A 15,312-nucleotide genomic window follows, 5' to 3' on the forward strand; every position below is an offset into this window, starting at 1 on the left:
GCGGCTTTCCAGGGAGGGATGGAGATGCCTTTACAGCCTGGCCGCCGCCTGGTCCGGCCACGGTACGGGAGCGCCTTCACGGGCTCCGGCGGGATTATTCTTTTTGTAGGTGGGCATTTGGGCCTTGCGCTCCTTGAGCAGGGCGGTCATGGTCCTGGCCATGGCCTTAACGCGTTCCGGCTGCTGTTCCGCCAGGTTGTGCTCCTCGCTGATGTCCTCCTTGAGGTTGAAGAGTTCGAACTTCTGGTCAGGGTGCCAGTAGATAAGCTTCCAGTCCCCCTGGCGCATGGCCGTGCTGGGGGAATAACGGGAGTTGTTTCCGTTCCCTTCCCCCCATACGTTGGGCGTGTGGAAGAGCAGGGGGCGGTTGGGATTCATGCTGCCGCCTTTCAGCAGGGCAACAAAGCTTTTGCCGTCCACAACCTGAGGCGCCTGAATTTTTTTTGCTCCCGCTATTTCCAGAATGGTGGGGAAAAAGTCTTCAATGATGACGGGAGTGGCGCAGACGCTTTCCGCCTTTGTGACCCCGGGCCAGTAGACGATCATCGGTTCCCGGATGCCGCCTTCCCGGTTGGAACCCTTGCCGAAACTAAGCGGGTAATTGGATTCCTTGTTGCCCATGCGTCCGCTGATGGCAAGGCCCCCGTTGTCTGCCATGAAGATGATGACGGTATTTTTATCCAGATTGTTTTTTTTCAGGTATTCCCGGATGTCGCCCAGGCTCTTGTCCATCCCCTGGATCAGGGCGGAATAGCGTTTTTCGTTGTCGGACCATTTATGGCCGTCATTGGGGTTGGAGTACTCTTCCGCAAATCTCTTGTCATAGCCGCGCATGTCGAAGGGGGCATGGATGGCATAATGGGACATGTACAGGTAGAAAGGCTTGTCCGCCTCCCTGGGGTTTTTCCGAATGGCGTCCAGGCGTTTCAGCGCCTCTTGCGTCAGGGCTTCCGTCAGGAATGTGTCGTTTTCATAGTAATTATTTTCATCCAGTCCGCGGACATGGAAATTCCCCGTGCCGTATTTCCGGGAACCCCGGTAGTCCGCCGGGCCGCCTATTTCCGTGCCGGCGATATTGTAGTCAAAGCCGAAGAGCCTGGGATTGGCTCCGGGCGTATTTTTGGAGCCGAAATGGGCTTTTCCGCAGTGGATGGTGGTATAACCCTGTTTTTTGAGCAGGGCGGGCAGCCCAAGCACCTGGGTGAAGGGTTTTTCCATCCTGTACTGGATTTTTTCTTCCGTCAGGGGAAGATGGGTGGTTCCGGATGCCCTGGTTCCTGTCGGCTGGATGCCGTTGACGCTCCAGTCTGAGGGAGCCTTGAGCGCTTGATGGCCTGCGTCCGTGGTTTGGTCACGCAGGAGCGTCCAGTTCGTGACGCGGTGGCGGGCGGAGTTCATGCCGGACATGAGGCTGCACCGGCTGGGGGAACAGATAGGCTGCGCGTAGGCATTCGTGAATACCATGCCCTGTTTGCCCAGAGCCTCCATGTTGGGCGTGCGGTAGCGCTTGTTCAGGAAAGTAGGTTTGGGAGTGCCGTCCTCTTCCCGCCAAAAGGGCAGGGATGTATCCTGCCAGCCCATGTCGTCCACCAGAAAGAGGATGATGTTGGGGCGTTTCGGTTCTGCCGCGCGGGATGATTTTACGGAAGCTGCGGAAGCGGAGCAGGCGCTTCCCAGCAGGAACGGGATGAGAAAGGCTGCGATGCGGGAAATGTTCATTACTAAAAATGACCAGTACTTATAATAACGCATGAGACGGACGTTTCTGTCAAGGATTCGTATTCCCGCGGCAGTTTGTTCGGGAACGTCCTGTTTTTCCGGTGCGGCGTGTACCGGGATGGAAGAGCCTTATTCAAACAGGGCCGGATAGGATTTCCGGGCCAGGGCCGTGCTCAAGTCCACGATAGCCCTGCTGTTGGGGGCCTGGAGCGCCTTTTGGGCCATGTCCCGGCACTGGCCGTAGTCCAGATTGCGGATGGCATACCGGATGATGGGGACAAGGTGGACGCCCACGGACATGGAGGTGGCCCCCAGGCCGATCAGCAGGGGAAGCAGGGTAATGTCCCCCGCCATTTCCCCACAGATGGCCGTGGGAATGTTTTCCCGTTCTCCGGCGGTGATCGTCATATCCATGATGCGTATCACGGCAGGATGCGTGGGGCGGAACATGTTGGCGACGCGGTTGTTGACCCGGTCCACGGCAATAGTGTACTGGGTGAGGTCATTCGTGCCTATGGAGAAGAAATCCACCTCGCGCGCCAGCACGTCCGTCATGATGGCGGCGCTGGGCACTTCAATCATGATGCCCACTTTCAAGTCCCGCGCATAGGGGATGTTCTTCCTTTCCAGTTCTTCCCGGCATTCCTGGAGGATGTGCTTGGCTGTGACCACTTCCGTATAGCCGGAGACCATGGGGAACATGATGCCGCAGCCGGGCGTGTCCGCGCAGGCACGTAGAATGGCCCGAAGCTGCTGCTTGAACAGCTCCGGGCGGCTGAGGGAGACACGGATGCCTCGCCAGCCAAGGAAGGGGTTCGGTTCCGGAGTGCGGAGCTGTTCGCACGGCAGCTTGTCGCCGCCGGAGTCCAGGGTGCGGAAGATGACGCCGTGGGGGGAGCAACCTTCCGCCAGCTTTCTGTAGTAGCGCGTTTGTTCTTCTTCATCCGGCATGCCGGATGGGTTGCTCAGCAGAAAGAATTCCGTGCGGAACAGGCCTACCCCTTCCGCTCCTACCTCCTTGATGCCGGAATATTCATGGGGGAACTCCACGTTGACGGACAGGCGGATGTTGCGTCCGTCCCTGGTGATGGTGGGCAGGTCGCGCAGCGCTTCCAGCGCCTTGTAGGCCTTTTCCTTTTCCACTTGGAGGCGGTGGTAGTATTCCTCCGTTTCTTTCGTGGGTTTCAGGATGAGCACGCCCTTGTAGCCGTCCAGAATGGCGGGTGAGTGGCTTTCCACTCTCAGAAGGGCCTGGTCAAGCCCCACGACGGCGGGGATGCCCATGGAGCGGGCGAGAATGGCTGTGTGGGAAACGGAAGAGCCTATTTCCGTGGCAAAGCCGTGAATCAGGCTGGCATCCATGGCTGCCGTGTCGGAAGGAGTCAGGTCGTAAGCCACCAGAACCTGGTCTTTTTCCGTTTCTTCCTCGTCTTCAGGAGGTTCTGTGCTGCGGAGGTTGTTGATGACCCGCTGCATGACATCCTCCATATCCGCCGTTTTAGCGCGCAGGTAGGGGTCGTCCACACGGCGCAGAACTTCCATGTAGTTCTGCATGACCACATAAAAGATGTGCTCCACGTTCTGGAGGCGCTTGAGCAGTTCCGTCTGAACCTGCTGGAGGATAATTTTGTCCTGAAGGAGAAGGATGTGGGCGTCGAAGATGGAGGCATCTTTCTCTCCGGATATCTGGATCATGCGTTCCCGCAGCGTCCTGATCTGGTCCGCAGTGGTTTGCAGCGCCCGGTGGAAGCGCACCAGCTCAGAATCCACTTCTTCCGGGGAAATATCGTACGCTACGGGTTCCTTGGAACCGCTGATTTGAATTTTAATTTTGCCCAGGGCAATGCCGGGGGAAACGGGAATGCCCTGAAGCCAGGTTTCTTCCGTTGAAATGGGTTCCTGAATCATCTGCGGGCTTAATGGCCCGGTCTCATATGGCCGTGAGCCGGAGTGTTCAATCTTCTTCAAACTTGCGGGAAATCAGGTCTTCCAGCGCATTCAGCGCTTCCTGTTCGTCCTTCCCTTCCGCCGTGATGGTGATCTTGGAGCCGTGGCCTACCGCCAGCATCATCAAACCCAGAATGCTCTTGCCGTCAACTTCCTCGCCATCCTTCTCCACGACAATGTCTGCATCAAATTTGCTGGCCAGTTTGACGAATTGAGCAGCCGGGCGTGCGTGAATGCCGAGTTTATTGATGATGGTGAGTTCCTTGGTGACCATGGAATTTGAAGTAAGGGGTGATAACGGTTGCTACAACGGTAAGTACACTAATTAAAGTTTTTTTCCAAGAGTTTTTTGTCAGTCCTAGTTTTCGGAGGATTGGAAGTTTGACATGAGGCGGCGGTTGAACTCCCCGGCCATGTCGATGCCCATGTCCTTAAGATGATAGTCCATGGCGGCTACTTCCACCAGCCTGGCAATATCCCTGCCGGGAGCCACGGAAAGCTGAACATGGAGCACTTTTTCCCCCAGGACGTCCAGCCCCTCCCTCTCCAGACCAAGTCTGTCCAGCTCTTCCTGGTCCTTGGCGGGAATGAGGGTGACGATGAGATCCAGACGCTTGTTGTGGCGGATGGATTTCAGGCCGAAAAGGGTGGTGATGTTGACGATGCCCAGGCCGCGCACTTCCATAAAGCCGCGGCTCATTTCCGGGGCGCTGGCCACCAGTTCTCCGCCCACGTTGCGTACATACACCATGTCGTCCGCTACGAGGGCCGCGCCGCGTTCAATCAGGCCCAGGGCCGTTTCACTCTTCCCCACGCCGCTCTTGCCGCGGATGAGGACGCCCACTCCGCGCACGTCCACCATGCAGCCGTGCAGGGTGACGCTTTCCGCGAATTCGTTTTCCAGAATGATGGTGGCGGAGTTGACGAATTTCATGGTCACCAGGCTCGTGCGGAAGACGCAGACGCCGGCTTCATCCGCCAGCTCCACGATTTCCCGGGGGGGAATTTTGTCACGGGAGAAGACGATGCCCGGCACCTCGCACCGGAACATGCGCTGAATGCGAGATTTGCGCATGCCTTCCGGCAGTTTTTGAAGATAGGCCAGCTCCGCGGAGCCGAAAACCTGGATACGTTTGTTGGCAAAGTAGGAGTAGAAGCCGGCGATCGCCAGCCCGGGGCGGTTGAGGGCGGGTTCGCAGATGTGGCGGCTGAGGCCGGCGGGGCTGTTGATAAGTTCCAGTTGAAGGGCTTCCTTGTACTTGCCGTAAAATTTGGACAGAGTGACGAAATCCACTTTCTTCACTTTGGATTTGCTGAACATAATCCTATATAAAGGAACAAAACACACGCGAGAGCAATCAAATATTGTTCCCGGCGCCATGTGCGGGCTCCATTTTTTGAAAAAAGGCCCGTTCCGGCATGGAATGCCACACTTTACCGGTTGATTTGAAGCCCCAGGCATGGTCTGATGAAGGCATGAACAGACTGGATCAATTAGCCACCTTGTTGAGATTTCCAAGCATTTCCGCACAGAAGGAACACGCCCGGGACGTGAGTGATTGCGCGGACTGGCTGGTAGATAAATTGTCCGGCATGGGATTGGAAGCAAAGGCCTGTAAAACGCCTCTCCATCCCATTGTGCTGGCCCGCAGCCCGCGGGAGGAAGGGAAACCCACCGTGTTGATTTACGGCCATTACGACGTGCAGCCCGTAGATCCTGTGGAATTATGGGAATCCGACCCGTTTGAACCGGAAGTGAGGGACGGGAAGATTTACGCCCGCGGCGCTACGGACAACAAGGGGCAGCTGTTCGCCCATATTCTGGGCGTGGAGGAATTGCTCCGCCAGAACGGAGGCCACCTTCCCGTAAATGTGATTTTCCTTCTGGAAGGGGAGGAAGAAGTGGGCAGCGGCAGTCTTTCCCAGTTTATCAAGGAGCACAGGGAAGAGCTGGCCTGCGACGTTATTGTAGTTTCCGATACCGGCATGGCCGCTCCGGACACCCCTACGTTTTCCTACGGGCTGCGCGGCCTGGCCGGGGCGGAAATTATCGTCAAAGGCCCTTCCGCGGATCTTCATTCTGGCGTGTTCGGAGGAGCGGTGGCCAATCCCATCGCCGCTCTTGCGGAAATAATCGCCTCCTTCCATGATGAAGAGGGGCGTGTGGCCGTGAGAGGGTTTTACGACGGCGTGGAACCTATCGCCACATGGGAACGCAGTATGTGGGCCACGGTGCCCGGCATGAGCAATGAGGAACTGGCTCAGCTGACGGGCGTGGAAACCGTGGTGACGGAGGCCGGTTTCACCGGAGCGGAATGTATTTTTGCCCGCCCGACGCTGGAAATCAACGGTATCGGAGGAGGTTACCAGGGTGAGGGAAGCAAGACGATTATCCCCAGCCATGCCTTTGCCAAAATTTCATGCCGCCTGGTGCCGGGACAGCAGCCTGAAAGGATTGAAACCCTGCTGGAAGAACATGTAAAGAAACATTCCCCCAAGGGCGTCACGGTGGAATTCAGGCGGGGCCATGGCGGGAATGCTTACGTGTGCGATCCGAATTCCGAGTTCGGTCTTGCCGCCCAGCAGGCGCTGGAAGAGGCTTTTGGCCACAAACCCGTGCTGGTAAGGGAAGGAGGCAGCATCCCGATCATTGAGGAAATGAAGCGCGTGCTGGGAGCGGATGCCCTGATGCTGGGCATGTGCCTTCCGGATGCCCGCATCCATTCCCCCAATGAAAACTTTCCCGTGGATTTGTTCTCCAAGGGCATTGACATGAGCCAGATTCTTCTGCGCCGCCTGGGGCAGATCAAGCATTGACCTTTTTTATGGACCAGCCTGTAGCCGCTGAAATAGTCAACCTGCACAAGACCTTTAAAACAGGTCTTGGCAAACCCGTGGTGCATGCCGTGCGGGGGATAGACATGAATATCCGGCAAGGGGAGGTATATGGCCTCATTGGCCCGAACGGCTCCGGCAAGTCCACCCTGATGAAGGCCCTGCTGGGGCTGGTGAGGCCTACGGAAGGTTCCTGTTCCATTTTCGGCAGGTCCAGCCTGGCTCCGGACAGCAAGGAGGAAGTGGGCTTTCTTCCGGAAAACCCCTACTTTTACAAATTCCTGACGGGGGCGGAAACTGTTTCCTTTTACGGCAGACTGTGCGGCCTGAGCGGAAAATCCCTGAAAGCGAAAGTCAGGGAGCTGCTGGAGCTGGTGGGATTGGCTGATGCGGCGGACAGGCGGCTGGGCGGCTATTCCAAGGGGATGCTCCAGCGCATCGGCATGGCGCAGGCCCTGGTTCAGTCCCCCCGCCTGCTGGTTCTGGACGAACCGACCGCCGGTGTGGATCCTCTGGGGTCGAGGGATATCCGGAACATTATCGAAAACCTGAAAGGGCGGGGGATGACCGTATTCCTGTGTTCCCACCTGCTGGAACAGGTGCAGGAGGTTTGCGACCGGGTGGGCGTCATTTTTAAAGGGCTGCTCATTGCGGAAGGGTCTGTGAATGAGCTGACGCGGGATTCCGACAAGCAGGAAATACTTCTGGAACATGCTTCCCCGGAATTGATGGAACGGCTGAAGGAGATGGTGAAGGAAGACGGCCGTGCCGTTTGGCTGGAGGATGGGCATCCGCGCAACTCCCTGGAAAGCGTATTTCTAAAAAGTTTGTTGGAATGGAAGGAAAAGCATCCCAATCCGGAATCGTAAGCGGTCCGGCGGCTGCCAAACGGGAAGTGCGCCGCATGATACGTGAAAGGGTGGGCGGATTGGATGCCGCCGCCCGGGAGGCCATGTCCCGTTCCATCTGCCGCCGTGTGTCGTCTCTGGTGCGGGAGAAGAATTTCCGGCGCGTGGCTGTTTTTGCCGCCAGGCCGGGAGAGGTGGATTTGCTTTCCCTGCTGGATTTGCTTCCGGACCGGGAATGGTACTTCCCGCTGGTGCATGAGGGGAGAAGGCTGAGTTTTCACCGTGTATGCCATCACGGGGAATTGGTGGCGGGCAGCTGGGGCATACGCGAACCCGGTCCGGGATGCCCGGAACTGCATGCGGGGGAAATGGATTTGATAGTGCTGCCTGGGGCCGCATTTACCAGGGACGGCAAGCGGCTGGGGTATGGCGGCGGATTTTATGATACGCTGCTGGCCGGCCCGGCTGCTGGGGTGCCGCTGGCGGGAGTCTGCTTCCCCTGCCAGCTTCTGGACGACCTGCCCATGGAAGCCCATGACAGGCATGTGGACATGGTGATTGCGCCAGAAGGGGAGTGACCTCTCCGGAGAAAGGGAAAGAGGCTAGATACGGAACCGGTGTTTCTGCACGGTCAGTTTATAAAACAGGTCGTAGCGGGCGTTGAGCAGGGGCTGGAGGTATTCCACCCCTCCGGCTACCTGGCCGCGGATGTCCGCATACAGTTTTCGGTAGTCGGAAAGTCCGCTGATCATGGCTTCATACAGGGGGGTGCGCAACCCGCATTCCACGGCAATGTGCATTTCCGCCGCTGCGGCCACGATCTGGCGGGACAGGCGGAACTGCATCCAGGCCAGCCCCAGGTTGCCGCCCACCCAGACGGCCAGGGCCGCGCCTACGCAGGCGAACCCTGCTGCGTGCTCTCCGAAACAGCCCAGCAGGGCTCCCAGAATCACCAGAAGGAGCATCAGCTTGATTTCCGTCCTCATCACATCCTCCTGGTCCAGAAACAGCTTGCTGAGGCACGGCTTGATGCCGAAGTCCTTCAGGGGCATGTAAATGGAACGCCCCAGCCTCTCTTTGTACACTTCCAGATCCGTCTGGAGCTTTGCGGCCGGAAAGTCCCCTATGTCGCAGTCCCACTGTTCCTTCACGCGTGGGCGCACATGGTTCCAGTGCGTCTGGCAGATGTTCAGGAATTCCTTGTTGTAATACGCGTGCCGTTCCTCAATGCCGGATTTGACCAGCTCATAAAACCATTCGTCAATGACGGGAGGAAGCTTGTGCAGGATCATCGTGCGCCGGATGGATAGGAAACGCCCCATCTGGCGTGCCGACTTTTTCCCCAGACGCGGCACGCAGTCCTGCACGTATTGCGCGTATGCCTTGAGGCGTGCCGGCATTTCATCCTCCATCTGGAGCTGGATGCGGTCGATTTCCCGGTCAATGGACGTCAGGAAGCCGGAATCCATCTTGGAAAGGCGGCTCAGTTCATCAAGCACCTTCCCCTGTTCTTCCAGAAGGCTGTCCGTAGCCAGCAGAAGGCGTTCCACGCGCTTGTCCGTCAGCGGGCTGCGTTTCAGCACTTCCTGAACGCACGCCGTCAGGGCTTCCACTCCTTCTCCTGCATGCTCTCCGGCGGTCGTGACAGGGTACAGGGGCAGCTGCACGCCCAGGCGTTCCCGGGAGGTGGAGCGAAGCTCCTCTTTCAAGGATTGAAGCCTCTCAAAAGAGAGCAGCTCCGCATGGGTGATGACGAGAACCATGCGGGAATGGAGACGTTCCTCCAGCGTCTGGAGATAGTCCCACAGGACGGAATGGTTGCCGTCACTGGCGGAAATAACCACAAGGATGGCATCCGATTTGGGAACGATGTGCTTCAGCTTTCTGGGGGCATCCTCCTGTTCCAGGCCGATGGTATCCCAGAACTCCAGGTTGAGCAGGGCGTCCGACGGGTAAAAAAGGTCCAGAACCCATTCATGGGTGTGTGGGGCGGGATGAGGCCTGTACTGCCAGCGGACCAGTGTGGCTTCACTGGACACGCGGGAACAGAACCGTTCCCCGGCCAGGGCGTCCAGCGTAGAGGATTTGCCGGACCCTGTCATGCCGATGACGGTGACATTCTGCGGAGAGCAGCATTCGGCCAGGGCTTCCTCCACCTTTTCCTGGGAATCGAAATGACGGTCGGGACCAATCCGGGCGGAAAACGCCGCGGCGGCATCCGCTACGTCCCGCACCGCATGCGGAATCACGTTTTTTCCTCCTGTCAGCATGGGGTGATGAAATCAGGTCTCCGTCCGGGCTGTTCCGGTTTTCCGGAACAAACCTACACGCCGCTTTTCCTTCTGTCCAACTAAAATCACGAAGCGGGAGCGTACGAGCGGCCGCCGAAAATGGCCGTCCCTACGCGGACGAGCGTGGCTCCTTCCTCTATTGCCGTTTCAAAGTCGTGGCTCATGCCCATGGACAGTTCCGTCAGCGTGGCTCCCCCGCTGCCGGACAGGACTCCCTTCAGCTCCCGGAGACGGCGGAAATAGGGCCGCGCCTCCTCCGGATTTTCCACCGGGGGGGGAATGCACATAAGGCCGGCGATTTCAAGATGGTTCAGGGAGGACAGCTCCGGCCATTCCTTTTCCAGGGTTTCCGGGAAGAATCCGAACTTGCTGTCTTCATTGCCTACGTTCACTTCCAGCAAAATGCGGGGCCGTTTTCCCGTTTCCTGAGCCACGGTATCCATGAACCGGGCCAGGCGCAGGGAGTCCACGGCATGGATCAGCGTGAAATATTCCAGGGCCTTGCGCACCTTGTTGCGCTGGAGGGGGCCAATGAGATGCCATTCCGTATCCGGAGGAAGGGAAGGGATTTTTGCCAGTCCCTCCTGGACCTTGTTTTCACCGAAAATGCGCTGGCCCGCATCATGGCACGCTTTCACATCCTCTGCGGGAAAAGTTTTGCTGACGGCGACGAGGCGGACGGAACCCGCCGGACGTCCGGCGCGGAGTTCCGCTGCGCGTATGCGGGAGAGAATATGTTCCAGATTTTGTTGGATGCTCATGATGGATGGTTCAGTTCAGGGATGGCTGTGCGGACGCGTGGCTCATGATATGGTGCAGGGGAGAGAGCCGCCGCATGGCCATGGCCCAGACCTTGGAAGAATCCGTTTCCAGGCAGATGTCCGGCACCATGGGGGAAACATACCAGGCACGGTCATTCAGTTCCCGGCGCAGCTGGGGCGGCGTCCACCCGCTATGGCCTACGTAGGCGCGCAGGATGGCGCGGGGATCTTCCAGGTATTCCAGGGCCTGTTCCTCTTGCAGATGAAACTGGACGCGCAATTTATCCTCCGTGCGGATGAAAGCGGCGAAGATGAGCTGGTTGCGTTCTACGGGCCCTCCCTTGAAGATGGGCACGGCGTAAAGGGATTCCGGTATTTCCGTATGGCGGGCTACGTCCCCCACATTCATGCCGGACGGATGATTCAAAATATGGCCGATGACAAATTCCTTCTCCGCCCGGCTCAGGAAGATGACGGAATGATGGAATCCGGCGCCATCCAGGTAGGGGGCGGCGACCAGAAGGTGCCCCGCCAGGTTTTCATTGCTGATATCTTCGTGTTCCATCATGGCCATAAATCTACGTTACCAAATGTGACGGATGCAGGCAACCATGCGTTCAAACGGCCATGTCAGGAGGCGGCGAAAACGGAACACCGGAAAAACAGGAGGGAAGAGGAGCTTTTACCCGAGTGTATAGCGGGTCCCTCCGGAGGAACGGACGGCGGTTCTGGAATTTCCGGACGTCCTGCGGGCGACCGCCCTCCTGGCGGGAACGGATTTCTTCCCGGTTGAGGCCGTTTGCTTGCGGGAAAGGGCAACGGCGGGGGGGCGGGAAGCCCTGCGGCGGTGGGAAATGACGGAGGCCGTATTGGCGTTCTCCATGCGGTCTGGAGCGGAAGCCATGACCAGCAGGGAAGAATCCTGCATTTTTTCCGCCTGGGCCAGGGCTTTCAGGGAGGCGTCAATGGAACAGCGTTCGATTACGACCGGGTCTCCGGTACGGAGCAGGTTGAAGGCCTCATATACGTCATTGCTCTTCATCCGGACGCAGCCGTAGGAGGCGGGGGTGCCGATGGTGCGTTCCTCCGCCGTACCGTGGATATAAATCAGGCGCGAGTGAGCGTTCCGGTTACGGGGTTCCAGACCTTCCAGCCACATGATGCGCGTGACGATGGGGTCCCGGCCCGGAGAATTGGGCGCGACGCATTCCCCGGTGGGCTTGCGGCTTTTAAACACCATGCCCTTGGGCTGTCCGCTGCCGATTTTGGAAGCGATGCGATGGGCGCCCAGCGGAGTGCGGCAGCTTCCCTTTCTGTCTCCCAGGCCGAATTTGGAAGTGCTGACAGGGTAGGTTTTCACCACCCGGCCATTGCGCATGACGGCCATTTTCTGGTCCCTGACGCTGACGACCGCGCCGTCTTTCACGATGGCGGTGGGCTCATAATCCGGACGGGAACAGGATGCCAGGACTCCGAACACAGCGAAAGCTGCGCCGGCGAGTTGAATCAGGCGTGCTGCTTGCGAGAGAGGCGCAGGCATGGGAAAGGCGTCAGTTCTTGGCTTTGGCAGTTTGCTTGGCGGGCAACAGGTTGGAAATCATGCGGCCCAGGGAACAGAATCCTGTGTAATAGAAACCCAGGAAAGGAATCATCAGGATGGGGGAAAGGTAATGGCCCTGGCGGATCATGATGATGATCAGGTTCAGGAAGAAAGTTCCGCAGGCGATTTCCAGAACAGGAATGACGACGGATTTAATAGCCCGGTACCCGTTGCGTTTGAGCTGGGAGACGTGCCGGCGGTCTTCCTTCCGGTCCACGCCGTATTTGGGCGTGCGGACGAAGGCGGACTGATGGCCGAAGATGGCTTCCAGAACAGCCTTGGCGTTGTTGACCGCCATGCCCACGCTCAGTGTGAGAAGGAGGGGGAGGTACGGCAGTTCCTTCCACCAGGATTTGGGACGCACCACGATTTGGGCACTCATGTAAAAGATGCAGACGGCCACGCTGGTCATGAAAAACAGGGCCACATTCACAAACCACATGAAGACCGTTTCATTTTCCGGAATGCGCTGCGTGCAGATGGGGTACACCAGGAAGCAGAGCAATGCCAGGAGCAGATAGGAATAATTACAGGTGAGGTGGGTGGTGGCTTCTACCTTGGCTTTAAGGGGGGCATTGGAGCGCCAGATGTCCAGCAGGATTTTCTGGCAGACCTGAATGGAACCCTTGGTCCACCGGTGCTGCTGGGACTTGAACCCGTCCATGTCCACGGGAAGTTCCGCCGGGGTAACGACGTCGTTCAGGTAGATGAAGCGCCAGCCCTTGAGCTGGACACGGTAGGAAAGGTCCATGTCTTCCGTCAGGGTGTCATGGGACCAGCCGCCCGCGTCGCCAATCACGCATTTGCGCCATATGCCGGCAGTGCCGTTGAAAGTGAAGAAGCGGCCGGAACGGTTGCGAGCCGTCTGTTCCATGGCAAAATGGCCATCCAGGTACATCCCCTGGATGCGGGTGAGGAGATTGTATTCACGGTTGATGTGGCCCCAGCGGGTTTGAACGAGGCCCACGTTTTCATCCGTGAAGAAATGGATGGTTTTTTGCAGGAGATCCGGTTCCGGAACGAAGTCAGCATCCAGAATCAGCAGGAATTCCCCCTTCGCTACTTTGGTAGCCGCTTCCAGCGCGCCTGCCTTGAAGCCAGTGCGGTCCGTGCGGTGGATGCAGACGGCGTCAAAGCCGCGGGACTTTAATTCCTCCACCTTGCGGTAGCATTGTTCCGTGGTGTCGTCTGTAGAATCGTCCAGAATCTGGATTTCCAGCTTATCCTGCGGATAATCCAGAGCGGCTACGGATTCCAGAAGGCGGTCCACGACGAACTTCTCATTGAACATGGGGAGCTGGACCGTCACGACGGGCAGTTCCTGGAAGCGTGCTTTGGGCTGGGGCTTGTTATTACGGTTCTTCCAGTACAGGTAAACGATGCTCAGGCGGTGGAAGCCATATCCTGCCAGGCCGACGAGGACCAGAAGATAGCACAAAAGCCAGATAAAATTGTAATTTAAAGACATGCAGGGGTTACAAAGGGGGTTGGTATCTTTTTGCGTCAGGGAAGGGGGATTTCCTTGACGTGACGCCCGTATAGGACACCATAGGGCGAGAGTCAAGACATATTCCGTTTTGCTTAACCTTTTTGAGTGTTGTTATGAAGAGATTGTATCTGCTGGCCGCAGCTGTATCCGTCACGGGGGGAATGGCGTTTTCCGCTCCACAAGAAGATGCCCCGGAGAAGGAGGCGGCAGTACTGGATGTGCAAACGCCGCCGTCCGGCAAGCAGGACCAGCCGGCCATTCCGGAACGCCTGCTGGACGACTCCCACATGAATGAGGAGCTGGGCATCAACGAATTTACCGCGCCGTCCATCCGCAAGATTTTTGAAGATTTGGAGGGGCTTCCTGAAATACCGGAAAAGGTGGCCCTGCGCGCACGCCCGGAGCGGCCTCCCATGGACCGCTGTTCCCTGGCTCTCCAGTTGGGCGGCATGATGGCGGACGGCTTCGTAATCGTGCAGTGCGGCAAGATGAACGAGGTGAAACCCATTGCCCTGGATCTTTCCAGCTATGCAAAGGCCATTGGAGCCGGAGAAAGGGTGAACCGCCACGCCGCCAGCCTGCTGAAAAATGCGGAAGACGGGGATTTGAGCAGTTTCAAAAACAACCTGGCCCTTATTCAATCCGATGTGGAACAGGAGCTTGCCTCCCTGCGGGATTCCGATATGGCGAACCTGATCGGCCTGGGGGGGTGGATACGCGCCCTGGATGCCGCTACCGCGGCTCTGGATAACAAATTTGCGGAGGACAAGGCGAAGGTCATCTTCCAGCCGGATGTCCCGGAATATTTTCACTATATTCTGGACGGGGTAGAGCCGGAAATGAAAGAACGCCGCGACATTGCCAAAATCATGAACCTTCTGACGATCTTGCAGGAGCAGATGACGCTGGCTCCGGACGCCAGGCCCGCCAAGGAGGGCGTGGAAGCCATCCGCAAAACGACGCTGGAGTTGATCAAGGCGGCTCTGGCCCCTGTGGAATCATAATTCCTCTCCGGAGGCATGCCGCATATGGTTCTTCCCCTTTTAACCAGTCTGGAAGTGCGTCTTACTCCGCGCGGCCTGTACCTGCGGGATGAAAAACTGAAACGGATGGTCCGGGATGATGGCCGCGTTCCCGTGCCTTACAACGTAAGCATTTTCAATACGGGGGACGGCGCCGTGCGTATCATCGGCAAAAAGTGGACCGTCCGTTCACATGGAGACGGAACGCAGATAATTGAAGGGGATGAACTGTTCGGTTCACGCCCCCTGTTGTGCCAAGGGCAGATTTTTGCGTTCAACGGCCTTCAGATGCTGCGGCTGCCGGCGCGCATCCAGCTGACCCTTCTTGTCCGGGACGAGGCGGGAATCCTCTATCATACGGATCCCGTCAGCCTTAAATGGTGAAATAAAGAGCTTCTCAAATCCTACGGGGTCTCATAAGCAAGTAATTTGAAAAATTACAATTATTTCATTTATCATACAGGATCGAATAACAAGAGAATAGCATTATATGATATTTGAAGCTGGATATCAGTTGTTTTGGCAGATTTAATAAGCCATATATCATAAAAAAGTAAAAAGAAGAATTGATTTATATAGTAAAATACGTCCCTTTCTTTTATTACGATTCTTATCGCAAACTATTAATTACTGCAATGTATCTTGACATCAGGACATTTTTGGAGATTGAAAACATTACTTCAGTGATTTTGCTTTATGATTCCACCCTATGGAATTATTAGCAGGAGTATGGCGGGTGAGTATGAGAGATATCGCAGTTTAGATAGGCTAAAATGTCAAAAATGAGTAAAATTTCGAAA

14 protein-coding genes are annotated in these 15,312 nt (G+C 57.1%); 5 read left to right on the forward strand and 9 right to left on the reverse strand.

Annotated elements, in window-relative coordinates:
- Positions 1–30: 30 nt before the first annotated feature.
- The 4 genes from BHW66_RS03415 to hprK all read right to left on the reverse strand — a co-directional run bounded on the left by BHW66_RS03415 (position 31) and on the right by hprK (position 4,987).
- Positions 31–1,752: a sulfatase gene (locus BHW66_RS03415; RefSeq protein WP_237970385.1), complete on the reverse strand. Its 1,722-nt coding sequence runs from the start codon at positions 1,750–1,752 to the stop codon at positions 31–33.
- Between the two features lie 96 nt (positions 1,753–1,848).
- Entirely contained in the window at positions 1,849–3,627 is a 1,779-nt protein-coding gene (gene ptsP / locus BHW66_RS03420) for a phosphoenolpyruvate--protein phosphotransferase (RefSeq protein ID WP_046435575.1), read from the reverse strand.
- Between the two features lie 46 nt (positions 3,628–3,673).
- Complete coding sequence (locus BHW66_RS03425; RefSeq protein WP_022197994.1) at positions 3,674–3,940, reverse strand: HPr family phosphocarrier protein; 267 nt, start codon at positions 3,938–3,940, stop codon at positions 3,674–3,676.
- An 84-nt stretch (positions 3,941–4,024) separates the two neighbouring features.
- On the reverse strand, positions 4,025–4,987 hold the full coding sequence (gene hprK, locus BHW66_RS03430; protein WP_012420790.1) for an HPr(Ser) kinase/phosphatase: 963 nt from the start codon (positions 4,985–4,987) through the stop codon (positions 4,025–4,027).
- A gap of 98 nt (positions 4,988–5,085) precedes the next feature.
- Between hprK and BHW66_RS03435 the strand changes: the two genes are divergently transcribed.
- Genes BHW66_RS03435 through BHW66_RS03445 form a run of 3 tightly spaced genes read left to right on the forward strand, consistent with a single transcriptional unit; the run spans position 5,086 to position 7,927 of the window.
- Positions 5,086–6,483 carry a dipeptidase gene (locus BHW66_RS03435; RefSeq protein WP_084042710.1) on the forward strand — a complete coding sequence of 466 codons (1,398 nt, stop codon included), beginning with the start codon at positions 5,086–5,088 and terminating at the stop codon, positions 6,481–6,483.
- A gap of 8 nt (positions 6,484–6,491) precedes the next feature.
- On the forward strand, positions 6,492–7,370 hold the full coding sequence (locus tag BHW66_RS03440; protein ID WP_046435813.1) for an ABC transporter ATP-binding protein: 879 nt from the start codon (positions 6,492–6,494) through the stop codon (positions 7,368–7,370).
- Positions 7,337–7,927, forward strand: coding sequence for a 5-formyltetrahydrofolate cyclo-ligase (locus tag BHW66_RS03445; protein WP_102739492.1), 591 nt, complete (start codon positions 7,337–7,339; stop codon positions 7,925–7,927). The genes BHW66_RS03440 and BHW66_RS03445 overlap by 34 nt, the downstream gene beginning before the upstream one ends.
- Before the next feature lie 24 nt (positions 7,928–7,951).
- On the opposite strand, the gene BHW66_RS03450 is transcribed toward BHW66_RS03445, so the two are convergent.
- The 5 genes from BHW66_RS03450 to BHW66_RS03470 form a co-directional block, all read right to left on the reverse strand.
- Entirely contained in the window at positions 7,952–9,619 is a 1,668-nt protein-coding gene (locus tag BHW66_RS03450) for a GTPase domain-containing protein (protein WP_102734576.1), read from the reverse strand.
- An 86-nt stretch (positions 9,620–9,705) separates the two neighbouring features.
- Positions 9,706–10,401 carry a YggS family pyridoxal phosphate-dependent enzyme gene (locus tag BHW66_RS03455; protein ID WP_046435571.1) on the reverse strand — a complete coding sequence of 232 codons (696 nt, stop codon included), beginning with the start codon at positions 10,399–10,401 and terminating at the stop codon, positions 9,706–9,708.
- 10 nt (positions 10,402–10,411) lie between these two features.
- Positions 10,412–10,969 (reverse strand): YqgE/AlgH family protein, encoded by a 558-nt coding sequence (locus BHW66_RS03460; RefSeq protein ID WP_157738278.1) that lies wholly within the window; start codon positions 10,967–10,969, stop codon positions 10,412–10,414.
- A gap of 114 nt (positions 10,970–11,083) precedes the next feature.
- The gene (locus BHW66_RS03465) at positions 11,084–11,941 is read right to left on the reverse strand and encodes a L,D-transpeptidase (RefSeq protein ID WP_102758601.1); all 858 of its coding nucleotides are present in this window, start codon (positions 11,939–11,941) and stop codon (positions 11,084–11,086) included.
- A gap of 10 nt (positions 11,942–11,951) precedes the next feature.
- A complete protein-coding gene (locus BHW66_RS03470) occupies positions 11,952–13,469 on the reverse strand; it encodes a cellulose synthase family protein (protein ID WP_046435568.1) in 1,518 nt (505 codons plus the stop codon).
- A 134-nt stretch (positions 13,470–13,603) separates the two neighbouring features.
- Here BHW66_RS03470 and BHW66_RS03475 point away from each other — a divergent pair, with 134 nt between their 5' ends.
- Both BHW66_RS03475 and BHW66_RS03480 read left to right on the forward strand, forming a co-directional pair.
- Entirely contained in the window at positions 13,604–14,494 is an 891-nt protein-coding gene (locus tag BHW66_RS03475; protein WP_128157630.1) for a hypothetical protein, read from the forward strand.
- Between the two features lie 24 nt (positions 14,495–14,518).
- Complete coding sequence (locus BHW66_RS03480) at positions 14,519–14,896, forward strand: ApaG domain (protein WP_161994053.1); 378 nt, start codon at positions 14,519–14,521, stop codon at positions 14,894–14,896.
- The last annotated feature ends 416 nt before the right edge of the window (positions 14,897–15,312 follow it).

The organism is Akkermansia sp. 54_46 (assembly GCF_001917295.1).
GTDB classification, from domain to species: Bacteria; Verrucomicrobiota; Verrucomicrobiia; order Verrucomicrobiales; family Akkermansiaceae; genus Akkermansia; species Akkermansia muciniphila.

Excerpts from the sequence above, each read along its gene's own strand:
- BHW66_RS03460 (WP_157738278.1), bottom strand. The coding sequence starts at position 10,969 with ATGATGGAACACGAAGATATCAGCAATGAAAACCTGGCGGGGCACCTT.
- BHW66_RS03440 (WP_046435813.1), top strand. The coding sequence starts at position 6,492 with ATGGACCAGCCTGTAGCCGCTGAAATAGTCAACCTGCACAAGACCTTT.
- BHW66_RS03455 (WP_046435571.1), bottom strand. The coding sequence starts at position 10,401 with ATGAGCATCCAACAAAATCTGGAACATATTCTCTCCCGCATACGCGCA.
- BHW66_RS03465 (WP_102758601.1), bottom strand. The coding sequence starts at position 11,941 with ATGCCTGCGCCTCTCTCGCAAGCAGCACGCCTGATTCAACTCGCCGGC.
- BHW66_RS03480 (WP_161994053.1), top strand. The coding sequence starts at position 14,519 with ATGGTTCTTCCCCTTTTAACCAGTCTGGAAGTGCGTCTTACTCCGCGC.
- ptsP (WP_046435575.1), bottom strand. The coding sequence starts at position 3,627 with ATGATTCAGGAACCCATTTCAACGGAAGAAACCTGGCTTCAGGGCATT.
- BHW66_RS03435 (WP_084042710.1), top strand. The coding sequence starts at position 5,086 with ATGGAATGCCACACTTTACCGGTTGATTTGAAGCCCCAGGCATGGTCT.
- BHW66_RS03450 (WP_102734576.1), bottom strand. The coding sequence starts at position 9,619 with ATGCTGACAGGAGGAAAAAACGTGATTCCGCATGCGGTGCGGGACGTA.
- BHW66_RS03470 (WP_046435568.1), bottom strand. The coding sequence starts at position 13,469 with ATGTCTTTAAATTACAATTTTATCTGGCTTTTGTGCTATCTTCTGGTC.
- BHW66_RS03445 (WP_102739492.1), top strand. The coding sequence starts at position 7,337 with ATGGAAGGAAAAGCATCCCAATCCGGAATCGTAAGCGGTCCGGCGGCT.
- BHW66_RS03415 (WP_237970385.1), bottom strand. The coding sequence starts at position 1,752 with ATGCGTTATTATAAGTACTGGTCATTTTTAGTAATGAACATTTCCCGC.
- BHW66_RS03475 (WP_128157630.1), top strand. The coding sequence starts at position 13,604 with ATGAAGAGATTGTATCTGCTGGCCGCAGCTGTATCCGTCACGGGGGGA.
- BHW66_RS03425 (WP_022197994.1), bottom strand. The coding sequence starts at position 3,940 with ATGGTCACCAAGGAACTCACCATCATCAATAAACTCGGCATTCACGCA.
- hprK (WP_012420790.1), bottom strand. The coding sequence starts at position 4,987 with ATGTTCAGCAAATCCAAAGTGAAGAAAGTGGATTTCGTCACTCTGTCC.